This is a genomic window from Streptomyces sp. NBC_01304, assembly GCF_035975855.1.
Lineage (GTDB): Bacteria > Actinomycetota > Actinomycetes > Streptomycetales > Streptomycetaceae > Streptomyces.
In genome coordinates, this window is record NZ_CP109055.1 from 6,570,569 (window position 1) to 6,590,931 (window position 20,363).

Genomic DNA, 20,363 nt, shown 5'->3' on the forward strand with positions numbered 1-20,363 from the left:
GGGTGGAGTTCGGTTCCTTCGCCTGTGGAGAGCTTGCTTCTTCAGCCGCTACGGCTTCCCGCTCAACGCAGGACTACGCCGACCCGCTCGCTCTCGACCCGCTTGTCCAGCCCCACCTCGTCGAGGTGACGGCACAGCACGACCGACCCCCCGGCCGCGAGCGGAGCGTACAGCCCGGCGAAGAGCCCTTCCCACGTGTCGTACGGCAACCCCGAAAGCACCCGGGCCCCGGCCGAAATCCCGAGCGACGACGCCTCGGCGAGAGCCCGCTCCACCAGCTCCGCCCCCGTCACCGACGTACCCCCGACGTCGAGCGCGGCCGAGGACGGATCGACGGGCACGAACGGCGCGAACCGGTCCCCCTGGCTCGGCACCTCCACCGCATAGTCCGAGAACCCGTCCGGGACCTGGGGAAACCGCCCACCCAACGGCCGCAGCGCCAACGCGACCCGCTCCCCGGAACAGGCCCGCGCCGCATCGAGCGAATCGGGACCGCTGACCACGAGGTCCGCATCGGCCGGATCGCCCCCGACACAGACGGTCACGCCCACCGAGGAACAGGCGAGCAGCCACACCGCCGTCTGCCAGTGCGCGGGCAGCAGCAGCGCGAGCCGGTCGCCGGGCTCCGCGCCCAGGTCGCCCTGGAGCAGATTTGCGGTCTTGGCCACCCAATTGGCGAAGGTGGCCACGGACAATTCGACACGTTCGCCCGTGGCGTCGTCGTAGAAGGTGACGAGCGGGCGGGCCGGGTCCGCGGCGAGCGCGGATCGCAGCAGGTCGGCGGGGGTGCGGTCGGTCGCGTTCACGCGGGCAAGCGTACGCGGCGAGCGCGCCGCCGTCCGCCCGCCCGGGGGAACGGCAGGGGTCGGCCAGGGGTCCGACACACCGTCAGTTCCCGTTGTCCACAGTCGCGCACAGCTGTCCTCGATGTGCGGACGTGTCCGGTTGGCCGCACGATCGACGCCATGCGTGGATTCCTTGCTGCTCCGCTTCTCGCCCGCCGCCGGCTGCTCGCCTCATCGATCGGTGTCGCCTGCGCGGCCGCCCTCACCCTGCCGCTCGCGGCCCAGGGGCCGGCGCACGCCTCGGCCCCCCGGTCCGCCCCCGCGGCACAGGCGCTCGCCGGCTCGACCCAGTCGCTGCCGCTGGCCTCGCTCGGCTCGGACCGGGCGGGCGGCGCCGGCGCCGCAGCGCAGGGCGTGCTGCGACGCGACGTACTGCCGTTCTCGCTGGTCGGCGTCGTCTGGGACAACCCGGAGGCCGAGCTGCACGGCCGCGTCCAGGTCCGCACCCGGGCCAGGGGCACCGAGGCCTGGTCGGGCTGGCAGGACGTCGAGACGCACAACCACGACCACGCCGCCGACCCGGACACCCCCGAGCACGCCTCGAAGAACGTCCGCGGCTCCACGGCCCCCCTGTGGGTCGGCGACTCGGACGGCGTGGAGATCCGGGTGGAGCCGGAGTCCACGGGCGACCGAGCCATGGCGGCTCCCTCGGCACCTGCGGCTCCCTCGGACGAGGGCCTGCTCCCCAAGGGCCTCCGCCTGGAACTCGTAGACCCCGGCGAGGACCCCCCACCGCAGGGACCGGAAGCGGACGCCCCGAGCCTCGGCGACACCGCCCTGACCTGGGAGTCCGCGGCCAGCTCGGCGGTCAACGCGGAGCTCGCCCCGCTCGGCGCCTCCGTCATCTCGGACCTCACCAAGCAGCAGACCGAGGACGACCTGATGGCGTCCCGCGGCGACCTGACGGCGCGGCCGTACATCGGCCCGCGCCCGCGCATCATCACGCGCAGGGGCTGGGGCGCGAACGAGAAGCTCCGCGAGAAGAACTTCGTCTACACCAAGTCCGTCAAGGCGGCCTTCGTGCACCACAGCGCGTCCGGCAACAACTACCGCTGTTCGCAGTCGCCCTCCGTCCTGCGCAGTATCTACCGCTACCACGTCAAGAGCAGTGGCTGGCGTGACTTCGGCTACAACTTCGCCGTCGACAGGTGCGGGAACATCTACGAAGGGCGCGCCGGAGGAGTAGCCAAGCCCGTCTACGGGGCCCACACTCTCGGTTTCAACAGCAACAGCATGGGCATCGCCGTCCTCGGGACCTACAGCAACTCCACGCCCCCGCAGGCGGCCCTGAACGCCATCGCGCGGCTGACCGCGTGGAAGCTCGGCATGTACGGCGTCAATCCGCGTGGCAAGGCATATCTGAAGTCAGGGGGCAGCAATCTCTACAAGAAGGGGAAGCTTGTCCGCCTCAACGTGATTTCAGGTCACCGAGACGGATTTGCCACTGAATGCCCCGGAGGGATGCTGTACGGCAAGCTCGGCAAGGCCCGGCAGACATCGGCCCACTACCAGGGGCGGTGAGACCGGGGCACGGCACACAGTCTGCATACACTGGCCGGCCGTACCACCTGGGCCGTGCCCCCGGCAGGAAGCAGAGGCAGCAATTGAATCGCGTGCATGGGGCGACCGAAGCGATCCTCCTGGTCGGCGGCAAGGGCACCCGGCTCCGTCCGGTCACGGTCCACACACCCAAGCCGATGGTCCCCGCGGCGGGCGTCCCGTTCCTCACGCATCAGCTGGCGCGGGCACGGGCGGCCGGGATCGAGCACATCGTCCTGGCCACGTCCTACCTGGCGGAGGTCTTCGAACCGCACTTCGGCGACGGCTCCTCGCTCGGCCTCCACCTCGAGTACGTCACCGAGGACGAGCCCCTCGGCACCGGCGGCGCGATCCGCAATGTGGCACCGCTGCTGCGCTCGGACCCGTCCGACCCGGTCCTGATCTTCAACGGCGACATCCTCACGGGTCTGGACATCCCGGCCCTGGTGGCGACGCACGAGTCCTCGTCCGCAGACGTCTCCCTGCACCTCACCCAGGTCGAGGACCCGCGGGCGTACGGCCTGGTCCCCACGGACTCCACGGGCCGCGTCACGGCCTTCCTGGAGAAGCCCCAGACGCCCGAAGAGATCGTCACGGACCAGATCAACGCGGGCGCGTACGTGTTCCGCCGCTCGGTCATCGACACGATCCCGACGGGCCGCCCGGTCTCGGTCGAACGCGAGACGTTCCCGGACCTCCTCGCCTCCGGCGCCCACCTCCAGGGCATGGTCGACTCCACGTACTGGCTCGACCTGGGCACTCCCCAGGCGTTCGTACGCGGCTCCGCAGACCTCGTCCTCGGCCGGGCCCCGTCCCCCGCGGTCCCCGGCCGCTGCGGCGACCGCCTGGTCCTGCCCACGGCCCGCGTGGCCCCCGACGCCAAGCTGACGGGCGGCACGGTGGTGGGCGAGGGCGCGACGGTCGGCGCGGGAGCCCGCATCGAGGGCAGCACGATCCTGTCGGGCGCGGTGATCGAACCGGGCGCGACGATCACGGACTCCCTGGTCGGCGCGGACTCGGTGATCGGCGCCCGCACGATCCTCGCGGGCGCGGTGATCGGCGACGGCGCGAGGGTGGGCGCGGACAACGAACTACGGGCGGGCGCCCGCGTCTGGTGCAACGCGGTCCTCCCGGACGCGTGCGTGCGCTTCTCATCGGACCAGTAGCCCCACTCCGCTGCGCGCCCGGTGCTGCTCGGTTTGGGGCAGTGCTGACTCCGCTGCGCGCCCGGTGCTGCTCGGTTTGGGGCAGTGCTGACTCCGCTGCGCGCCCGGTGCTGCTCGGTTTGGGGTAGCGCTGACTCCGCTGCGCGCCCGGTGCTGCTCGGTTTGGGGCAGTGCTCACGCCACTCCGCGCCCGGTACTGCTCGGCGCGGCCCTGATCCCGCGCACCCGCCCCCGCCGGTTCCGGTCCAGGCGTCAGGGCCCCGCTGCGCCCACCTCCCGCCTCCGCGCCGCCGGGCCCACTGGTCAGCAGTTCCGCAGCCAGCCAGCCCGTCCGGCGCCTGAGGACGAGCGCGAAGCGCGATGCAGGGGCCCGCCCACCCGGATCCCCGATAGCCCACCCACCCGGATCCCGGATCTCCCACCCACCCCCAAGCTCCGCAGGATTTCGGGAAGGGGCGGGGCGGGGAGAAAAACACCCCTACCCTCGAAGCGGACGCCCAACAACCAGCACCCCCGAGGACCCCGTGGCAGGCCGCTTCACCCCCAAACCCACCCGCACCACGGTGCGCGGCGGTCACACGGTGATCCCGCAAGGCGCCCCGGCCGGCCCCACCACCCGGGGCGCGACCCGCAGCTGGACCCCCGAGGCCCCCGAGGCCCCCTTGGACCTGGGCCTCACCCTCGGCCCCCTGCGAAGGGGCCCGGCCGACCCCACCTTCCGCACCACCCCGGCAGGGCTGTGGCGAGCGAGCCGCACCCCCGAAGGCCCCGCCACGATCCGGATCACCACGAAGCAAGGCACGGCGCACGCCGAATCCTGGGGCCCGGGCGCGGCCTGGATGCTGGACCAACTCCCGCACCTGCTCGGCCAGAGCGACACCCCGGACGAGTTCGAGCCCCACCACCGCCTCGTCGCGCAGGCCCAGAAGAAGCGCCAGGGCCTCCGCCTCACCCGCACCGGCCTGGTCCTCGAGTCCCTGATCCCCTCGATCCTCGAGCAGAAGGTCACCACGGACGAGGCCTACCGGGCCTGGCGCCTCCTGGTCCGCAAGCACGGCGAGCCCGCCCCGGGCCCGGCCCCCGACCACATGTACGTCATGCCGGACCCCCAGACATGGCGCATGATCCCGTCCTGGGAATGGCACCGCGCAGGCGTCGACAACAAGCGCGCCTCCACCATCCTGCGCGCCGTCCGCGTGGCGAACCGTCTGGAGGAGGCGGCGGCCATGGAGCCTGAACAGGCCCAGGAGCGCCTGGAGTTGATCCCCGGCATCGGCCCCTGGACCTCCGCCGAGGTGGTCCAGCGCAGCAACGGCGCCCCCGACGCGGTCACGGTCGGCGACCTCCACCTGCCGCACATTATCGGCTACGCCCTCACGGGGGCCCAGTCCACGACCGACGAGCGCATGCTCGAACTCCTGGCGCCCTACAAGGGCCAACGCCACCGCGCGGCCCGCTACATCCTCCTGGCAGGCCGCACCCCGCCCCGCCGCACGCCGAAGATGCCGAAGGCGGACATCGCCCGCCTGTGACCGGGCGCGCCCCAACTCCCGTACGCGCTAACGCACTTCGATGAAATCGGCCGCATCCCGCGCAGCCCGCTCCCGAGGCTCCTCGGCAGCCCGCCCGACCGCCACGGCCCCCATCGGGTCCCACTCATCGGGCAGTTCAAGAACCTGCCGTACGACATCCCGGCAGAACATCGTCGACGAAATCCACGCCGACCCCAACCGCTCCCCGGCCAGCGCCACCAGGAAGTTCTGGATCCCGGCCCCGGTCGCGACGACGAACATCTCCCGCTCGGCCGCATCCCGCCGCGCATGCCCGTACGTATGCGCCCCGTCCATCACCAGACAAGGCACCACCAGATAAGGGGCGTTGCGCAGGACGTCTCCACGCCGCACGCGCCGCGCGATGGACTCCTCGCTCTTCCCGTCGGCCCGCAGATCCGCGACCCACGCGTCCCGCATGGCATCGAGCAGCCGGGTCCGCGACTCCGCCGACTCCAACAGCACAAACCGCCAGGGCGTCGTGTGATGGGGGGCGGGCGCCGTCACGGCCGAGGCGACGGCCCGCCGTACCGCTCCCGGGTCCACCGGCTCATCGGTGAAGGCCCGCACGGTACGCCGCTGCGCGACCGCTTCCCGTACGGCCTCCGAAGTCCCCAGCCGGAACATGTCGTCGGCCGCGACCCGCACCATCTCCCGGGCGCCGGCGTCACCCCCGACGACCTGCGGCAACCCGCGCACCACGGCCACCGGAAGCCCGCCGGCCTTCCCCTTCACAAGATCCCCGGCGGCAGCCAGCTCATCGGCCGTCGCGACGACGGTCGCGCTCAGCGGATTCCCGTACGCGTCCAGACCACCGCGCAGATCATCGAGTACGTGCACTCCGGCGGCCCCGATGGCGACATCGGTGAGCCCGTTGCGCCAGGGCCGCCCGAAGGTGTCGGTGACCAGGACCCCCACGTCCACTCCCAGTACGTCCCGCAGCCCGTCGCGGATGACCCGCGCGGAGCCGTCGGGGTCCTCGGGCAGCAACAGCACGGTCCCCGCAGGGGTGTTGGAGGCGTCCACACCGGCCGCGGCCATGACCAGGCCCTGCCGGTTCTCCACGATCCTGAGCGCCCCGCGCCGCGCGACGACCCGCACGGTCTCCGCGTCGATGGCCGCCTCCCGGTCGTCGGCGGCGACGATGCGCCCCTCGGCCTTGGAGACGATCTTCGAGGTGACGAGGACGACGTCCCCGTCGGCGAGCGCCGGTTCGGCGTCGGCGATCAGCTTGGCGAGGTCGTCGCCCGTCTTGATCTCGGGCAGTCCGGGGACGGCCCACACCCGGTAGGCGGGGGCGCTCACGCGCGTACCGCCTCGGCAAGGGCCAGCGCCTCACGGGCCATCTGGGCGGTGGCCTCGGTGTCGGTCATCATCAGCGGTACGGCCTTGCAGCGGATCCCGGCCGTCTCGACCCGCTCGACCACGTCCGCGTCCACGGTGTCGACGAGCCAGCCGTCGAGCAGCCCCGACCCGTAGTGCTCGGCGACGGCGGCGGCGCTGGACTCGACGCCGACGGCGGCCAGCACCTTGTCGGCCATGCCGCGCACGGGCGCGTCCCCGACGATCGGGGAGAGCCCGACCACGGGCACCCCGGCCTCGGCGATGGCCTCCCGGATGCCGGGCACGGCGAGGATGGTGCCGACGCTGACCACGGGGTTGGACGGCGGGAAGATCACGACATCGGCCTCGGCGATGGCCTCGAGCACGCCGGGCGCGGGCTTGGCCTGCTCGGCCCCGACGGGCACGACGGCGAGCGCGTCCACGGAGGCGCGCAGTTTGACCCAGTACTCCTGGAAGTGGATGGCCTTGCGCTCGCCGTCGAGGTCGACGGCGACATGCGTCTCGACGCGGTCGTCGGACATCGGGATGAGCTTCACGCCGGGCTGCCACCGGTCGCAGAGCGCCTCGGTGACGGCGCTCAGCGGATAGCCGGCGCCCAGCATCTGCGTACGCACGATGTGGGTGGCGAAGTCCCGGTCGCCGAGCCCGAACCACTCGGGTCCCACGCCGTACGCGGCGAGTTCGCTCTTGACCTGGAACGTCTCGTCGGTACGCCCCCAGCCCTGCTCCTCGTTGATGCCACCGCCGAGGGTGTACATCACGGTGTCCAGGTCGGGGCAGACCTTCAGCCCGAACAGGTGAATGTCGTCACCGGTGTTGCCGATGACGGTGATCGCCGCGTCGGGCGCGGCCGCCTTGAGGCCACGCAGGAATCGAGCACCACCGATGCCGCCGGCCAGAACCACAATGCGCATGTACGGCAGTGTGTCAGGCGGGTACGACATCCACGGCGGCCGGGGCCGCGCACCGGGCGCTGTGCATGGGCATCTCGGTGAGGCCCGGGTAGTAGACGTGCAGGCTGACGGCGGGCTGCAGCGAGTCGTTGACGACTTCGTGGACGTAGCCGGGCGCGAAGACCCGCTGCGATCCGGCGGCAAGGGCGCGGTCGCCGCGCTCGGTGTGCTCGGTCAACTCGCCGTCGAGGACGGTGAGGACGCCGGAGGACAGTCCGTGGTCGTGCCGTCCGCTGCCCTGTCCGGGCACCCAGCTGAGCAGCCAGACCTCGTAGCCGGGTCCGGTGCGCAGGCGGTGGTACCAGCGGCTGGTGGCGTCGTACTCGACGAGGTGCTCCCACTGGGAGCGGTCGGCGGCGATGGCGCGCGCGAGGCCGGCGAATTCGGCCACGGTGGCGGGGTGCTCGCGGGCGGGCTGCAGGAGGTGCGGTACCTCGAGGATGTCGCCGGCGATCTGGAGGTCGCTGTCGCTGTTCATGGGTGCGGTGGTTCCTCGGCGGAGAGTGCTGGGGTGTCGCGGTGGGTTCGCTCGGGATCACGAGCGGAGCGGGCCCGGGTGTGGGCTCAGGAGTGCAGCTGGAGCGCGGTGGGGCTCAACAGCTGGGACAGCAACAGCAACAGCTCGGGTGGGCAGCACGAAGGAACCCACGGCTGTGGGTCCGGGTGTGCGCCAAGTTTGCGAGCATGCCCACCAGGAGACCGGGTCACACGTCTGGTGTCAACCTGATGTCCGTATTGCGAGATATCTTTCACCGTATCCGGTTGTTCTCGTAGGCGAAAGGTTTGTGCAGTCGCCGGACCGGACAAGTGGCGGTGCATCCGGGCAGGCAAACGCCGTCGCCGTCTCGTGATCCGAATGTGATCCGGTTCGCTTCGGCGCCCGTTCCGGAACGGGATCAATCTCCAACGCGTCTTTTCGTGTATCGGCAGGACGTACGGATGAGCGCTTGGCAAGTGTCTTGGTTTAGGCCGATTTGAACACTTTCCGCAAAGCCTTGGTTCCGCAGAGTGAATAAGGGGCCCAATAGCAGAACTCGGCTTGACTGCCCCGGATCGGCACACTTGTAATTTCACTCGTGTCGTTCAGCCGAAATCGGTAACGGCAAGCACGGGGACTGCACTGACAGACGAGGGGCGCGCACATGACCGAGGTGTTCCAGGAACTGCTGGTCGAGGACGTGGACGAGGAACTCGGCTGGCAGGAACGCGCGCTGTGCGCCCAGACCGACCCCGAGTCCTTCTTCCCGGAGAAGGGCGGCTCCACCCGCGAGGCCAAGAAGGTCTGCCTCGCCTGCGAGGTCCGCTCCGAGTGCCTCGAGTACGCACTCGCCAACGACGAGCGGTTCGGCATCTGGGGCGGCCTCTCGGAGCGCGAGCGGCGCCGCCTGAAGAAGGCCGCGGTCTGAGCATTCAGTGCCCGAAGCCGATCAACCCTGACCAATCGGCATAGATCAGTACGTTACGAACAGCCCGCTGCCCCTGGGTTATCCACAGGCGGCGGGCTGCTGTGTGTGGTTGCCGTTAGTGTGGCCCGCGTCCATCGCAGTCCATCGAACCGGGGCCCGTACCTCGATGTCCGCGCACACGCACACGGCAGCCGGCCACGACGCTGCCGCACCCGAGTTCCCCAGGCATGTCGTCACCGCGGTGCTCGTCTCCCACGACGGCGCCCGCTGGCTGCCCGACGCGCTGACCGGCCTGCTCGGCCAGGAACGCCCGGTGCAGAACGTCATCGCCGCAGACACCGGCAGCGCGGACGACTCCGCGAGGATCGTCACCGACGCGCTCGGCGCCGAGCGGGTGCTGCACCTCGCCCGCCGCTCCGGCTTCGGCACGGCCGTGGACGAGGCGGCGCGCACCGCCGGCGTCCTCACGCCCGAGGAACTGCCCTATCTGAAGCGCCCCAGCGGCTGGGACCCGGTCAGCCGGACCTGGCGCGACGACGCCTACGACATGCCGGAGCTGCCGTACGGCGAGCCCGAGCAGTGGCTGTGGCTGCTGCACGACGACTGCGCGCCCGAGCCGGACGCCCTCGCCGAACTCCTCCGCGTCGTCGAGAACGAACGCGAACTGAAGCGCGACGTCGCCATCGTCGGCCCCAAGCTGCGCGGCTGGTACGACCGCCGCCAGCTCCTCGAGGTCGGCGTCTCCATCGCCAACAGCGGCCGCCGCTGGACCGGCATCGACCGCCGCGAGCAGGACCAGGGCCAGCACGACCAGGTGCGGCCGGTCCTTTCCGTGTCGACCGCGGGCATGCTGATCCGGCGCGACGTCTTCGACGAGCTCGGCGGGTTCGACCGCCGACTGCCCCTGATGCGGGACGACGTCGACCTGTGCTGGCGCGCCCAGGCCGCAGGGCACCGCGTGCTCATCGCGCCCGACGCGGTGCTGCGGCACGCGGAGGCTTCCGCGCGTGAGCGCCGCACCGTCGACTGCGTGGGCCGCTCGGCCACCAGCCCGCACCGCGTGGACAAGGCGGGCGCGGTCTACACCCTGCTCGTCAACGCGCGCGCGGCAGTGCTCCCTTGGGTGCTCCTGCGCCTGGTGCTCGGCACCCTCCTGCGCACCCTCGCCTATCTCGTCGGCAAGGTGCCGGGCCAGGCCGTCGACGAAGTCGCCGGTCTCTTCGGTACGTTGCTGCGCCCGGGCCGGATCATCGGCGCGCGACGGCGCCGCGGCAAGGGGCCCGTCGACCCGGCCGAGCTGCGCCCGCTCTTCCCGCCGCCCGGCGCGACCGTGCGGGCCACCGTCGAGCAGGTCGCGTCCAACCTGGCAGGGCGCTCGGAGCCCGAGGCTTCCGCCGGCGGTCGGCATGGCGCCGTCGAGTCCGGCCCTGGCGGGGACGACGCCGACTACCTGGAGATCGAGCAGTTCGCGCGCGTGAAGCGCCTTGCCCGCAAGCCGGGTCCGGTGCTCTTCGCCGTCCTGCTGTTCGTCGCCCTCATCGCGTGCCGCTCCCTCCTCGGCAGCGGCGCACTCGCGGGCGGCGCCATGCTGCCCGCCCCCTCGGACGCGTCCGCGCTGTGGGACCGCTATCTCGACGGCTGGCACGCCGTCGGCACCGGCGGCACCCAGGCGGCGCCGCCCTACCTGGCACTCGTGGCCGGGCTCTCGAGCCTTCTGTTCGGCTCGACCGGGCTTGCGGTCACCGTGCTGCTCGTCTGCTCCGTGCCGCTGGCCGGCGCGGCCGCGTACTTCGCCTCACGGCCGCTCGTCGAGTCGCGGCTGCTGCGCGCCTGGGCATCCGTCGCCTACGCCTTCCTGCCCGCCGCCACCGGGGCCCTCGCGGGCGGCCGGATCGGCACGGCCGTCCTGGTGATGCTGCTGCCGCTGATCGCCCGCGCGGGGATCGCGGCGAGCGGGCTCGTCGCCGGTGCGCGCGGCAGTTGGCGTGCGACATGGGCGTACACCCTGCTCCTGACCCTGGCGACGGCCTTCACGCCGATCGTCTGGCCGATCGCCCTGGTGCTCGGGATCGCCCTCCTGGTGGTGCGCCGCGACGACATCACCGCCTACGGGCTGCGCTTCCTGGCCGCGCTCGGGGTGCCGCTGCTCGTGCTCGCGCCCTGGTCGCTTTCGCTCCTTCCGTTCGGGTTCTTCCGGGAGCCCGGGCTCGACTTCGGTGCGGGCTCGGCCTCCGCGCTCGACCTGCTCGGGATGAGCCCCGGCGGTCCCGGCACGGTCGGCGGGCTGCTGCTCATCGGGGTCGTCCTCGCCGCGCTCGGCGCACTGCTGCGCACGGAGCGGCAGTTGGCCATCCACACCGCGTGGGCCGTCGCGCTCACCGGCTTCGTCTTCGCGGCGCTCTCCAACGGCTCGGCCTGGGCCGGACCCGCCACCCTCGTCTACGGCGGTGCGCTCCTGGCCGCCGCCGTGCTCGGCGCGGACGGGGCACGCGCGCGTGTCGCCGAGCAGAGCTTCGGCTGGCGTCAGCCCGTCGCGGCGCTCATCGCGTTCGCCGCCGCGGTCGGCCCGCTCCTCGGAGCCGCCGGCTGGATGATCCGCGGCGCGGACGGCCCGCTCGAGCGGCGCGACCCCGCGCAGGTCCCCGCGTTCGTCGCCGAAGAGGCCGGCACCCGGGACCAGGCGCGCACCCTGGTGCTCGACAGCGACTCCGCGGCGAAGGTGACGTACACCCTGGTCCGCGGCGCGGGCTCGCGCCTCGGTGACGCCGAACTGACCGAGGCGGGCGGCAGCAACGACCGCCTCGACAAGACCGTCGCGCACCTCGTCGCCGGCTCCGGCGCCGACCAGGCCGACCAGCTCGGCGGGTTCGCGGTGCGCTACATCCTCGTCAAGGACGGGGCGCCGCGTCAGGTGGGCCGCGTCCTGAACGCCAACCCGGCCCTGACCAGGCTCAGCCAGCAGGACGGCAGCGCCCTGTGGCGGGTCAACCAGGAGGTCGCGCGGGTCGCGCGGGCCACCGTCGTGTCCGGCTCCGGCGCCCCGACGCCGATCGACGCGGGACCCGTCGAGGTGCACACCCAGCTTCCGGCGGGCGATGAGGGCCGCGTGCTGCGGCTCGCCGACTCGGCCGCCGACGGCTGGACGGCGACCCTGGACGGCCGCGAGCTGCCGAAGAAGACCGTCGACGGCTGGGCGCAGGGCTTCGAACTGCCCAAGTCCGGCGGTCGGTTGGACGTGACCTACGAGGTACCCGGTACGCACACGGGCTGGCTGTGGGCGCAGGGCGCGCTTGCCGTCGTCCTCGTCGTGCTGGCCCTGCCGGGCCGCCGCCGCACCGTCGACGACGACCTTCCGGAGGAGCCCGCCGCGGTGCCCGCCCAGCCGGTCGCCGGCGAGGGCCGCCGCGCGCGCAGGCTGCGGGCCGCCCAGGAGTCGCAGGAGGCCGAGGAGGCGCAGCAGCCAACGGCCGCTGCCGCCCCGCAGGAGGCCCCGGCGGTGCCGCAGCAGCAGGCGTACGACGACCAGTGGGGCACTGCCAACGCCTATGCGGGCGCCGACTACGCGGCCCCTCAGCAGGAGCAGTACCAGGGCGGCCAGTACCAGGCGGGCTCGTACGAGCAGCCCTACCAGGCCGACCCGTACCAGGCCGACCCCTTCGCGCCGGGCGGCCAGGGCCAGTACGACCCCTACGCCTACGACGGGCAGGCCCAGCCGCAGTCGCCGCAGCACTCGTACGAGCCGCAGCAGCCGACCGCGCCGCCGTACCAGCCGTACGAGCAACAGCCGCCGTACGAGCCGCAGTCGCCTCCGTACGGACAGGAGCCCTACGGCAGCCCCGAGCACCGGCCCGACAGTGAGCGCCCCGACGGGAGCCAGCAGTGAACCGCACCACCCTGTCCCTGATCGCCGTGGGCACCGCGCTCGCCGCCGTCACCGGCTTCGCCGCGCTCAACGCGCCGGACGCCTCCACCGACGGCGGGGCGAAGACGGCGGCGGAGCGGCCCGTCGAGCGGTCGAGTCTGCTCTGCCCCGCGCCGAGTTCCTCGGACCTCGCGGAGACGACGTACACCTCCTTCACACCGAAGTCAGCCAAGTCGGCCGGGGGAGAGGGCAAGGGAGCGGCCGAACTGCGCCCCGCCACCCGTGAGTCGGACGAGGGCGGCAAGGACAAGAAGGACAAGGACGACAAGGGCAAGCGCGACAAGAAGGTGCCCGCGCCCGAGGCCCCGGGCAAGCCCGTGACCGGGGAGGCCGTCGGCGCCGGGGCGCCCGCGCTCGTCGGCTCGGCGGACGGCGCGCTCGCGCCCGGCTGGGTGACGCAGCAGACCACGACGGTCGCCGCGGGAGCCGGGCGGGGCGTGCAGGGCGTTGCCTGCTCGGCGCCCGACACGGACTTCTGGTTCCCGGGGACGAGCACCGCCAAGGACCGCAGCGACTACGTCCATCTGACCAACCCGGATGACACCGCGGCCGTCGTGAACATCGAGTTGTACGGCCCGGAGGGCGCCCTCAAGTCCGAGGCGGGCGACGAGATTCCGGTGCCTCCGCACTCCAGCGTCCCGGTCCTCCTGTCCACTCTGGCGGATGAGCCGGAGACGAATCTGACGGCCCATGTCACCGCGCGCACCGGCCGCGTCGGCGCCTCCGTGCAGGCGGCCGACGACAAGCTGGGCGGCGACTGGCTGGCCGCGTCCGCCGACCCGTCGGGCAGCGTCGTGCTGCCGGGCATCCCGAAGGACGCGACGGCGGTGCGCCTGGTGGCCTTCGCGCCCGGTGAGGACGACGCGGACCTGAAGGTGTCGCTCGCGGGGGCGAACGGCTCGATCGTTCCGGCTGGGCACGAGACGCTGCACGTCAAGAGCGGGATGACGGCCGCGGTCGACCTCGGCAACGTCACGCGCGGGGAGGCAGGTTCGCTCGTGCTCACGCCGACCGAGGAGTCGGCGCCGATCGTGGCGGCGCTGCGGGTCACGCGCGGCAAGGGCGCCAAGCAGGAGACGGCCTTCATTCCGGCGACGAGCCCGGTGGGGAACCGCGCGACGGCCGCCGACAATCGCGCCAAGGGGTCGACGTTGTCGCTGGTGGCGCCGGGCAAGACGGCTGCGAAGGTGCGGGTGACCGCGTCGGCCGGCAGCGGGGGCGGTACGCCGAAGACCGAGACGTACACCATCAAGGCAGGCACGACGATGGCGGTCGAGCCGCCGGTGCCGGACGGGCTCAAGGGCGCGTACGCGCTGACGGTGGAGCACGTCTCGGGCACGGTGTACGCGGCGCGGACGCTCGAACTGCCGGAGGACGGCGTGCCGATGTTCACCGTGCAGACGCTGCCGGACGACCGGGGGACGGTCGGCGTGCCGGAGGCGGAGCAGGAGCTTTCGGTCCTGCAGGACTGAGCCGGGGCCGAGTTCGGGACTGCATCAGGCCTGGTTCAGGGATGAGCTCGGGGCGGGCCGGCCGGCGGGCGGGCGTCGGGCCGGTCAGTCCTCGCCGTAGCGCGGGTCCACCGACTCGGGGGACAGGCCCAGGAGTTCGGCGACCTGCTCCACGACCACCTCGTGCACGAGGGCGGCGCGCTCGTCGCGGCTCTTGGTGCGGATTTCGACCGGTCGCCGGTAGATCACCACCCGCGCGGCCCGCTCGCCCTGCGCGGCGGACGTGCCGCCCAGCGGGACGCTCTCGTCGCTCCACCCCTCGGCGTCGTCCTGCTTGCCGTCGAGACGGGGTACATCGAGCACCAGGAAATCGATCTCGGTGAGCTGCGGCAGGCGGCGCTCGAGCCGCTCGACGGAGTCCCGCACCAGATCCGCGAACACCTCGCCCCTGCTGGCCGAGAGCGGCACCTGGGGCGGCGCCACGGGGCCGCGCATGCCCCGGCCGTGGCGGTCGCGGCGGCGGGGCCTGGGATCGGTGTCGCGGGGCGGTACGGGCTTGTCCATCACTGAGGAAGCGTAGTCCTCCGCACCGACAGCGGCCGCCCCGGCGCGGCCGGTCCCGCCCGGACCGGCCCGCGGCAGCCTGCACCGGCCGGGACAGGCCCCCGACCACCTCGGTTGGCGACCTGTCGCTCGATGACCGTTCCGGACAGCCTTCGGCTCGATTCTGTAGCCCTGCGAGACCGTCATCCTCATGGCAAATGACGGCATTTGAGCCAAGTGGTGACCGGATTCAACACCGGTGACTGCTGTGCCCCCTGGGGTCCTCGCAGGTCAGCGCGGCGGCGCGGGCGCCCGTTGTGCGCGGGCTCACGCCACGACACGGTGGAGTGACCTGGTGGAGAGTCGTCGCGGCCCGCTCAAGAGTGCGGTACCGTCCAACGTCGTGAGCCCTGTACGTCGCTGTTCGCGCACCGCTTGCGGCCGTCCCGCCGTCGCGACGCTGACGTACGTCTACGCGGACTCGACCGCGGTACTCGGACCGCTCGCGACCTACGCCGAACCCCACTGCTACGACCTGTGCGCCGAGCACTCCGAGCGCCTCACCGCCCCGCGCGGCTGGGAGGTCGTCCGGCTCACCGACGGTTCGGGCCCGTCCCGCCCCAGCGGCGACGACCTGGAGGCGCTGGCCAACGCGGTCAGGGAAGCGGCCAGGCCCCAGGAGCGCGCGGCGGAGGCCGGCGGCAGCGGGCCCAGGGCGGCGGACCCGATGGAGGTCGCACGGCGCGGCCATCTGCGGGTGCTGCGGTCGCCCGAGTCCTGACCCTGTCCTCCTGAGGCTCCTTCGGCTTCTCTTCTGCCACCTCCTTGTTGGCGTTTTGCCGCCTCCTTGTTGGCAATGTTTCGTCTTCAACAGCCTTTGCTGTCCGGAGCATTGACTTCCCCTTGGCGCGGACACGAGCATGCGGAACCCGTTGAAGATCGCCGGGAGGTCCGCTTGTTCGTCCAGGAACTGCACCCCGTAGCCGCTTCGCTGGGCCTGTCCGCGCTGGTCGCGGCGCTGCCCTTGGTGACCGTCCTCGTCCTGCTCGGCGCCGTCCGCATGAAGGCGCACCTCGCGGGCCTCATCGGCCTTGCCGTCGCCGTCCTGGTCGCCTGGCTCGCCTACGGCATGCCGCTCGGCCAGACGCTCTCCAGCGGCGCCCAGGGCGTGCTGTTCGGGCTCTTCCCCATCATGTGGATCGTCGTCAACGCCCTTTGGGTGTACCGGATGACGGTCCGCACCCAGCACTTCGACATCCTCCGCCGCTCCTTCGGCCGGCTCTCCGCGGACCCGCGCATCCAGGCCCTCGTCATCGCCTTCTGCTTCGGCGCACTGCTCGAGGCGCTCGCCGGGTTCGGTGCGCCCGTCGCCATCAGCGCCGTGATGTTGGTCGCCCTCGGCTTCGACCCCACGAAGGCGGCGATCGTCGCCCTCGTCGCCAACACGGCTCCGGTCGCCTTCGGCGCCATGGGTACGCCGGTCGTGACCCTCGCCCAGGTGACCGGGCTGCCCCTGGACTCCGTCGCCGAGGTCGTCGGCCGCCAGACCCCGTTGCTCGCCCTGGTCGTGCCGCTCCTCCTTGTCGTCCTCGTGGACGGCAGGCGGGGGCTGCGGGAGACCTGGCTGCCCGCCCTGGCCTGTGGATTCGCCTTCGCCGTCGCGCAGTTCGCCGCTTCCAACTACGTCTCCGCGCAACTCGCCGACATCGGCGCGGCCCTGGCGGGTGCGGCCGCCCTCGTCGCCGTGCCCAGCGCGCGCAAGCCGGCCGCCGAGACTGTGCGGGCCGCGGTCCTCACCGGCGTACGCAGCGACGACCTGGACGCGGAGGACCCGCGCCCCGAAGTGCTGCGCGCCTACGCCCCGTACGCGCTCATCGTCGCCGTCTTCTCGGTCGCGCAGATCCCGGCCGTGAAGGACTTCCTGGCGAAGGCCACCCAGATCTTCGACTGGCCCTTCCTGAATGTCGCGGCGCCCGGCGGCGAACCCGTCGGCGCCAACACCTTCACGCTCCCGCTCGTGTCCACCGGTGGGACGCTCGTGCTGCTCGCCGGACTGTGTACGGCAGTTGTCCTCGGCGTGCACGCGCGCGTGGCGGTCAAGGAGTGGGTCGCGACCGTCCATGAGCTGCGTTTCGCGATCCTCACCGTCACCTCCGTGCTCGCCCTCGCGTACGTCATGAACCTCTCCGGACAGGCCGCCGTCATCGGGCACTTCGTGGCCGCGGCGGGCGCCGGACTCGCCTTCCTGTCGCCGGTGCTCGGCTGGTTCGGCGTCGCGGTCACGGGCTCCGACACCTCGGCCAACGCGCTCTTCGGCGCCCTTCAAGTGACGGCGGCCCGCCAGTCCGGGCTTTCGCCGGAACTCCTCGCGGCCGCCAACAGCTCCGGCGGCGTACTCGGAAAGATGATCTCGCCGCAGAATCTGACGATCGCGTGCGCGGCCGTCGGCCTCGCCGGCAAGGAGGGCGATCTGCTGCGCAAGGTGCTGCCTTGGAGCCTCGGGCTGCTCCTGGTGATGTGTCTGATCGTGGTCGCGCAGAGCACCGTGGTGCTCGGTTGGATGCTGCCGTAGTTCTTTCGGCCGCTGTCGTAGTTCCTTCGGCGACCCCGCGGGTGGGCCTGACTGTCGGTGCGGACGGGTACTTTTGACGGACCGCGCAGAATCCCAGAGAGGCTTGGCAGTGGCTGATCTTTCGCAGCTCGTGAAGGCGTACGACGTACGTGGAGTGGTTCCCGACCAGTGGGACGAGTCGCTCGCAGAGCTGTTCGGCGCTGCCTTCGTGCAGGTCACCGGCGCTGAGGCGATCGTGATCGGGCATGACATGCGGCCCTCTTCGCCGGGCCTTTCGCGGGCGTTCGCGCGCGGCGCCGCGGCGCGTGGCGTGGACGTCACGGAGATCGGTCTGTGCTCGACGGACCAGCTGTACTACGCCTCCGGAGCCCTCGATCTGCCAGGCGCGATGTTCACGGCGTCGCACAACCCCGCAAAGTACAACGGAATCAAGATGTGCCGCTCGGGCGCCGCCCCGGTCGGCCAGGACACCGGTCTCTCCGAGATCCGCACCCTGGTCGAGGGGTGGTCCGAGACCGGAGCCCCCGCCGTGGCCGCCGGGACGACCCCGGGTCGGATCACGCAGCGCGACACCCTCACCGACTACGCGGCCCACCTGCTGGGGCTGGTCGACCTGACCTCGATCCGCCCCCTGAAGGTGGTCGTGGACGCGGGCAACGGCATGGGCGGGCACACCGTCCCGACCGTCTTCGACGGCCTGCCGCTCACGCTGGTGCCGATGTACTTCGAGCTGGACGGCACCTTCCCGAACCACGAGGCCAACCCGCTGGACCCGGCCAACATCGTGGACCTCCAGAAGAAGGTGCGCGCCGAGGGCGCCGACCTGGGCATCGCCTTCGACGGCGACGCCGACCGCTGCTTCGTGGTGGACGAGAGCGGCGACCCGGTGTCGCCCTCCGCGATCACCGCCCTGGTCGCCGCGCGCGAGCTCGCCAAGCACGGCGGCAAGGGCACCGTCATCCACAACCTGATCACCTCGTGGTCCGTGCCGGAGGTCGTGAAGGAGAACGGCGGCACCCCCGTCCGTACCCGCGTCGGCCACTCCTTCATCAAGCAGGAGATGGCCACCACCGGCGCGATCTTCGGCGGTGAGCACTCGGCGCACTACTACTTCAAGGACTTCTGGAACGCCGACACGGGCATGCTCGCCGCCCTGCACGTCCTCGCCGCCCTCGGCGGCCAGGACGGGCCGCTGTCCGGGCTGGTGGCGCAGTACGACCGTTACGCGGGCTCGGGCGAGATCAACTCCACGGTGGACGACCAGGCCGGCCGGCTCGCCGCGATCAAGACCGCGTACGAGGGCAAGGAAGGCGTCACCCTGGACGAGCTGGACGGCCTGACCGTCACGGCCGCCGACTGGTGGTTCAACGTACGCCCGTCCAACACCGAGCCCCTCCTGCGGCTGAACGCGGAGGCACGCGACGAGGCCACGATGGCGAAGGTCCGCGACGAGGCGCTGGCCATCATCCGGGGCTGATCTCCGGCTGATCTCCGGCCGTTCCCGGTCGCAGCACAGGAAGACAGCGGGCAGGTCGCGCCTCGACCAGCCCGCTGTCACCGCCCAGCGGTACGCTGACCAGGCCGCATCCACCCGCCCGAAGGGACCACGCCATGCCGCTCGAAGCCGGCCTCCTGGAGATCCTCGCCTGCCCGGCCTGCCATGCCCCCCTCAAGGAGGCGGACAGCGAGCTGCTCTGCACCGGCAAGGACTGCGGCCTGGCCTACCCCGTCAAGGACGGCATCCCGGTCCTCCTGGTCGACGAGGCCCGCCGCCCCGCCTGAGGACCCACGCGAGAGCATCACCGGCCCCACGCGAGAGCAACACCCGGCACCGGCACATCGGAGGCTGACCCCCTTGCTCGACGAATCGCTGCTCGACGACCCCGAAGCGCTGGCCCGCGCCGACCGCCGCGGCCTGCTGCGCGGCGCCGCCGAGGCCGGCGCCCGGGTGCGCACGGCCGTGCGGTACGCCGTCGAGGCGGGGGTCATGGACCTCAAGCCGGAGGGCCGCCCCCGCGCCATCCTCATCGCGGGGCCCGGTACCGCCGCCGGTTCGGTCGCCGACCTGATCGGCACCCTCGCGGGCGGCGGCTGCCCGGTGTCCCGGCTGCACCCCACCGGAGTCGCCCCCGCCGCGGGCGCCCTGCGCTGGACGCTGCCGGGCTGGGTCGGCCCCGTGGACCTCCTGCTCATCGCCACCCCGGACGGCACCGAACCCGGCCTCGAGCTCCTGGTCGACCAGGCCTACCGCCGCGGCTGCACCGTCGCCAGCGTGGCCCCGGCCCGCTCCCCGCTGACCGAAGCGGTGGGCGGCAAGCACGGCCTCGCCGTGGCCATGGCGACGGCGCCCTTCGAGGCCGAGGAGTACGAGCAGGCGGCCGCCGGGGCCGACGCCCTGTGGGCCCTGCTCACCCCACTGCTCGCCCTGCTCGACCGCACCGGCCTGATCGCCGCGCCGCCGGACACCCTGCAGAAGATCGCAGACCGGCTCGACACCACCGCGGAGCGCTGCGGCCCCACCGTGGCTACGTACAGCAATCCCGCCAAGACCCTCGCGGCCGAGCTCACCGAGAGCCTGCCGCTGATCTGGACCGAGGGCCCCCTCGCGGGCCCGGCCGGCCGCCGCTTCGCCGCCTGCCTCGCCGAGCTCGCGGGCAGCCCCGCGCTCGCCGCCGAGCTGCCCGAGGCGCTGCCCGCGCACGGCAGGCTGCTCACCGGGGGCCTGGCCGCGGGCGCCGACCCGGACGACTTCTTCCGCGACCGGGTGGACGAACCGCAGGCCCTGCGCGCCCGTGCCGTGCTGCTCCGCGAGGGCTCCGTCGGCAGCCTCAGCGCGGCCCCGGCCGCCCGCGAGCTGGCGCTCAGCCATGACGTCGCGATCAGCGAGCTCGCACCCGACGAGGAGGAAGGCGAGCGCACCGGACTCGAGTCGCTCGCCGAGCTGATCGCCATCACGGATTTCGCCGCCGTTTACCTGGCGCTTGCATCGGGGGACCGATGATCTTGGGGGGACCGACCCGACTCGGGGGAACCGACCCGACCGACGACGTCGGCTGACCCAAGGCCCGGCCC

16 protein-coding genes are annotated in these 20,363 nt (G+C 72.4%); 11 read left to right on the plus strand and 5 right to left on the minus strand.

All coding sequences use genetic code 11. The annotated features are described in order from the left end of the window. Nucleotides 1-62: 62 nt before the first annotated feature. A complete protein-coding gene (locus OG430_RS29290) occupies nt 63-806 on the minus strand; it encodes a TIGR03089 family protein (protein ID WP_327355617.1) in 744 nt (247 codons plus the stop codon). Between the two features lie 159 nt (nt 807-965). Here OG430_RS29290 and OG430_RS29295 point away from each other — a divergent pair, with 159 nt between their 5' ends. The 3 genes from OG430_RS29295 (at nt 966) to OG430_RS29305 (ending at nt 5,082) form a co-directional block, all read left to right on the plus strand. Continuing rightward, nucleotides 966-2,366, plus strand: a complete 1,401-nt coding sequence (locus tag OG430_RS29295) for a peptidoglycan recognition protein family protein (RefSeq protein WP_327355618.1) — start codon at nt 966-968, stop codon at nt 2,364-2,366. Nucleotides 2,367-2,458: 92 nt separating this feature from the next. After that, nucleotides 2,459-3,550 (plus strand): NDP-sugar synthase, encoded by a 1,092-nt coding sequence (locus tag OG430_RS29300; protein ID WP_327359264.1) that lies wholly within the window; start codon nt 2,459-2,461, stop codon nt 3,548-3,550. Nucleotides 3,551-4,074: 524 nt separating this feature from the next. Next, nucleotides 4,075-5,082, plus strand: a complete 1,008-nt coding sequence (locus OG430_RS29305; protein ID WP_327355619.1) for a DNA-3-methyladenine glycosylase family protein — start codon at nt 4,075-4,077, stop codon at nt 5,080-5,082. 27 nt (nt 5,083-5,109) lie between these two features. On the opposite strand, the gene OG430_RS29310 is transcribed toward OG430_RS29305, so the two are convergent. From OG430_RS29310 to OG430_RS29320, 3 genes are read right to left on the minus strand one after another with little or no spacing between them, the layout of a single operon-like run. Then, nucleotides 5,110-6,405 carry a coenzyme F420-0:L-glutamate ligase gene (locus OG430_RS29310; RefSeq protein WP_327355620.1) on the minus strand — a complete coding sequence of 432 codons (1,296 nt, stop codon included), beginning with the start codon at nt 6,403-6,405 and terminating at the stop codon, nt 5,110-5,112. Further along, the gene (gene cofD / locus OG430_RS29315; RefSeq protein ID WP_327355621.1) at nt 6,402-7,358 is read right to left on the minus strand and encodes a 2-phospho-L-lactate transferase; all 957 of its coding nucleotides are present in this window, start codon (nt 7,356-7,358) and stop codon (nt 6,402-6,404) included. The genes OG430_RS29310 and cofD overlap by 4 nt, the downstream gene beginning before the upstream one ends. 13 nt (nt 7,359-7,371) lie before the next feature. Further along, a complete protein-coding gene (locus OG430_RS29320; protein ID WP_327355622.1) occupies nt 7,372-7,875 on the minus strand; it encodes a cysteine dioxygenase in 504 nt (167 codons plus the stop codon). Between the two features lie 664 nt (nt 7,876-8,539). On the opposite strand from OG430_RS29320, the gene OG430_RS29325 reads away from it, so the two are divergent. The 3 genes from OG430_RS29325 (at nt 8,540) to OG430_RS29335 (ending at nt 14,197) form a co-directional block, all read left to right on the plus strand. Further along, nucleotides 8,540-8,803: a WhiB family transcriptional regulator gene (locus tag OG430_RS29325; RefSeq protein WP_327355623.1), complete on the plus strand. Its 264-nt coding sequence runs from the start codon at nt 8,540-8,542 to the stop codon at nt 8,801-8,803. Nucleotides 8,804-8,969: 166 nt separating this feature from the next. Continuing rightward, nucleotides 8,970-12,686 (plus strand): glycosyltransferase, encoded by a 3,717-nt coding sequence (locus OG430_RS29330; protein ID WP_327355624.1) that lies wholly within the window; start codon nt 8,970-8,972, stop codon nt 12,684-12,686. After that, a complete protein-coding gene (locus tag OG430_RS29335) occupies nt 12,683-14,197 on the plus strand; it encodes a DUF5719 family protein (protein ID WP_327355625.1) in 1,515 nt (504 codons plus the stop codon). Before OG430_RS29330 ends, OG430_RS29335 begins: the two co-directional genes overlap by 4 nt. Before the next feature lie 84 nt (nt 14,198-14,281). Here OG430_RS29335 and OG430_RS29340 read toward each other — a convergent pair whose 3' ends face one another. After that, nucleotides 14,282-14,740, minus strand: a complete 459-nt coding sequence (locus OG430_RS29340; protein WP_327355626.1) for a metallopeptidase family protein — start codon at nt 14,738-14,740, stop codon at nt 14,282-14,284. Between the two features lie 334 nt (nt 14,741-15,074). On the opposite strand from OG430_RS29340, the gene OG430_RS29345 reads away from it, so the two are divergent. From OG430_RS29345 to OG430_RS29365, 5 genes are all read left to right on the plus strand, one after another. Beyond that, nucleotides 15,075-15,500 (plus strand): DUF3499 domain-containing protein, encoded by a 426-nt coding sequence (locus OG430_RS29345; RefSeq protein WP_327355627.1) that lies wholly within the window; start codon nt 15,075-15,077, stop codon nt 15,498-15,500. Nucleotides 15,501-15,674: 174 nt separating this feature from the next. Further along, nucleotides 15,675-17,291, plus strand: coding sequence for an L-lactate permease (locus OG430_RS29350; RefSeq protein ID WP_327355628.1), 1,617 nt, complete (start codon nt 15,675-15,677; stop codon nt 17,289-17,291). 103 nt (nt 17,292-17,394) lie between these two features. After that, on the plus strand, nt 17,395-18,768 hold the full coding sequence (locus OG430_RS29355; RefSeq protein ID WP_327355629.1) for a phosphomannomutase/phosphoglucomutase: 1,374 nt from the start codon (nt 17,395-17,397) through the stop codon (nt 18,766-18,768). Nucleotides 18,769-18,902: 134 nt separating this feature from the next. After that, nucleotides 18,903-19,073 carry a Trm112 family protein gene (locus OG430_RS29360; protein ID WP_327355630.1) on the plus strand — a complete coding sequence of 57 codons (171 nt, stop codon included), beginning with the start codon at nt 18,903-18,905 and terminating at the stop codon, nt 19,071-19,073. A gap of 73 nt (nt 19,074-19,146) precedes the next feature. After that, nucleotides 19,147-20,292 (plus strand): SIS domain-containing protein, encoded by a 1,146-nt coding sequence (locus OG430_RS29365; protein WP_327355631.1) that lies wholly within the window; start codon nt 19,147-19,149, stop codon nt 20,290-20,292. Nucleotides 20,293-20,363 lie beyond the last annotated feature (71 nt).

What these genes read in the sequence shown, in the direction of transcription:
- OG430_RS29325 (WP_327355623.1), top strand. Translation starts at nt 8,540, where the DNA reads ATGACCGAGGTGTTCCAGGAACTGCTGGTCGAGGACGTGGACGAGGAA.
- OG430_RS29330 (WP_327355624.1), top strand. Translation starts at nt 8,970, where the DNA reads ATGTCCGCGCACACGCACACGGCAGCCGGCCACGACGCTGCCGCACCC.
- OG430_RS29320 (WP_327355622.1), bottom strand. Translation starts at nt 7,875, where the DNA reads ATGAACAGCGACAGCGACCTCCAGATCGCCGGCGACATCCTCGAGGTA.
- cofD (WP_327355621.1), bottom strand. Translation starts at nt 7,358, where the DNA reads ATGCGCATTGTGGTTCTGGCCGGCGGCATCGGTGGTGCTCGATTCCTG.
- OG430_RS29360 (WP_327355630.1), top strand. Translation starts at nt 18,903, where the DNA reads ATGCCGCTCGAAGCCGGCCTCCTGGAGATCCTCGCCTGCCCGGCCTGC.
- OG430_RS29340 (WP_327355626.1), bottom strand. Translation starts at nt 14,740, where the DNA reads ATGGACAAGCCCGTACCGCCCCGCGACACCGATCCCAGGCCCCGCCGC.
- OG430_RS29295 (WP_327355618.1), top strand. Translation starts at nt 966, where the DNA reads ATGCGTGGATTCCTTGCTGCTCCGCTTCTCGCCCGCCGCCGGCTGCTC.